Below are 2,147 nucleotides of genomic sequence, written 5' to 3' on the forward strand. Positions count from 1 at the left end.
ACGCGGCGTAACTTACACACTGTTTGGAAAGAAAGAAATCTTACCCCATGGTTTTATCAAGGGAGGCAGTTTTCCAAAGCGCGTTGAATTAAAAAAGCTGAATGGGAATGTGTTTCAAAGAGCCGATGGAGATCAATTCCCCATTGCAAAACAAAAAGGACCCTCCATTGCTGGGGTGATGTCCAAGCCAGAGATTGCAAGTACTATTGTAAAAAAAGCCAATGAAAGATTAATTGCCAACATACAGTACCAACTTGCTCGTCAAGAATATGCCGCCAATAAGAAAGCTAAATAATGTTCTTAAGCTATGTCAACACGCTACTCACTTTAATTGTAATTTTTAAAGCAGATTATCATTTGCGCTTTGGTTTTTTCCAGAAAAAATACAATAAAATCAATGCAAAAGGTACTTCCCAACGGGTTGGGTCTGTTGCGGGGCGGACGAGCGCGAACTATCGCTAGCGACAGAATTTTCAAATCAACTGTACATTGTACACTTAACTCATTGATAAATAACAATTTCAATATGTACACTGTACAGTACACGATTATTTTTAGATAAAAATTATTTTTATTCTTGACATTGTTGCGTCAATGTCTATTTTCGAATTAGGTGCCTAGAAAACACCTTAAACACATAGCGGATTGGTTGCCGAAATAATCAGTCTTCCGCACATTAAAGACTTTGACTCATTGTATGTTAGGCGCATATAATAACTTTGTCGGGTGTAGTTATGCTATACAATACCCTTGTGGGGAAAGCATAACGACGGGCTATGTGCCGTGTTTTCTAGCACCCGGCATCTTTTAGAATGTCAATAGAAAACCTTTAAGCACATAGGAGCCAAATCATGGCACAATATTTAATTGACTTACATCAAACTACGATTGATGGTGATATCGTTCAGACAGTGAATGCACGTGAATTACATACATTTTTGGCAATAGGAAAACGTTTTGCTACTTGGATTACGAACCGCATTAATCAGTATGCATTTGAAGAGGGAAAGGACTATATTTTAACGCTTCCCAAAATTGGGAAACGTAAAAATGTTATAAGTAAAGAATATCATCTCACCCTAGACATGGCAAAAGAGCTTTCCATGGTTGAACGTAACGAGAAAGGACGTCAAGCACGCCGTTATTTTATTGAGTGTGAAAAGAAACTAAAAAGCCAATCTGTTGATTATGATAATGATACACGCTTTGATTTGCCAAGTTATTGGGAAGGTATGAACGCTGGTGAAAAAGTTTTGTATCTTCTGGGTCCAATTCATGTTCGTCTTCTTGATGCCTTCAGAGTAGATGAAGAGAACAGAAAATACAAAGCCCTTATTAAAGAAGCAAAACAGGTTCTAGCAAGATCTGTCGTAAAAGCTGCTTAGATTTAAAAACATCTCCCCTTCCCGTTCTTAAAATGGGGAGGTGGTTTAAAGATCAAGTTTTGCATGAGAGCCTAGACCCACTAAAATCAATCGGTCTTGATCAATCAAGCGATAAATCAACACTAGATCAGGTCGAATATGACAATCTCGGTAATTATTCCAATTTCCAGTCAATGCATGATCACGGTACCGTATCTCTAGAGGTTGATCATTTGCTAATGCTGTGATGACTTTGCGTAAATCAGTATCTAAAAGATGCCGATACCGTCCTTTCATTTCACGCTTGAAATCACGTTTGAAGATAGTGGTACGTTCAATCGGCCGCATAGAGATCGTCAAATAATTCGTCTACGGAATGAAACTTTTTTAAGTTACCTTCCTCTAGTTCTGCAAAAGCCGCTATAGTTTCCGCATTAGGTTGAAACAAGAAGGACGGAATAGCTTTATCTTGTGCAATACGCGTCATCAACACTCTCACAACATCACTTACTGATAAACCTGAAGCTTGAATAACTTGATTAGCGATATTTTGAATTTCTTCTGGTACACGCGCTTGAACCATACGACTGGCAGCCATAATGACTTCTCCTCTTGTAACTGTATTTCAATGTAATACAATTGAAGTTTAATTTCAACTGTAAAGCACATTTTTTAGAGTGGCGAGATCGTTCGGCTTAACAACCACTTGCTTTTTTTAAGACTTCACCCATACGTGTTCGCCAATCTTTTCCTTGTTTTTTAAAAGAGGCAATAACATTTGGG

Annotated in this window: 4 protein-coding genes and 1 pseudogene; 2 read left to right on the forward strand and 3 right to left on the reverse strand. The window is 38.0% G+C overall.

The genetic code is table 11. The features are described from left to right. A pseudogene (locus tag ACFIK4_RS08755) lies at positions 1–295 on the forward strand (hypothetical protein); the annotation flags it as partial. 556 nt (positions 296–851) lie between these two features. Next, positions 852–1,385 (forward strand): antA/AntB antirepressor family protein, encoded by a 534-nt coding sequence (locus ACFIK4_RS08760; protein WP_375655528.1) that lies wholly within the window; start codon positions 852–854, stop codon positions 1,383–1,385. Between the two features lie 45 nt (positions 1,386–1,430). On the opposite strand, the gene ACFIK4_RS08765 is transcribed toward ACFIK4_RS08760, so the two are convergent. The 3 genes from ACFIK4_RS08765 to ACFIK4_RS08775 all read right to left on the reverse strand — a co-directional run. Beyond that, complete coding sequence (locus ACFIK4_RS08765) at positions 1,431–1,712, reverse strand: type II toxin-antitoxin system YafQ family toxin (RefSeq protein WP_375675769.1); 282 nt, start codon at positions 1,710–1,712, stop codon at positions 1,431–1,433. Further along, positions 1,699–1,962, reverse strand: a complete 264-nt coding sequence (locus ACFIK4_RS08770; protein ID WP_375634899.1) for a type II toxin-antitoxin system RelB/DinJ family antitoxin — start codon at positions 1,960–1,962, stop codon at positions 1,699–1,701. Before ACFIK4_RS08770 ends, ACFIK4_RS08765 begins: the two co-directional genes overlap by 14 nt. Positions 1,963–2,059: 97 nt before the next feature. After that, positions 2,060–2,147: BrnA antitoxin family protein (locus ACFIK4_RS08775; protein ID WP_375675770.1), on the reverse strand; the 88-nt coding region annotated here is incomplete at its 5' end.

Source organism: Bartonella sp. AP9QHHD (assembly GCF_042195625.1).
Lineage (GTDB): Bacteria > Pseudomonadota > Alphaproteobacteria > Rhizobiales > Rhizobiaceae > Bartonella.

Bases quoted from the DNA above. Each gene is read 5' to 3' on its own strand.
- ACFIK4_RS08760 (WP_375655528.1), top strand. From the start codon at position 852: ATGGCACAATATTTAATTGACTTACATCAAACTACGATTGATGGTGAT.
- ACFIK4_RS08765 (WP_375675769.1), bottom strand. From the start codon at position 1,712: ATGCGGCCGATTGAACGTACCACTATCTTCAAACGTGATTTCAAGCGT.
- ACFIK4_RS08770 (WP_375634899.1), bottom strand. From the start codon at position 1,962: ATGGCTGCCAGTCGTATGGTTCAAGCGCGTGTACCAGAAGAAATTCAA.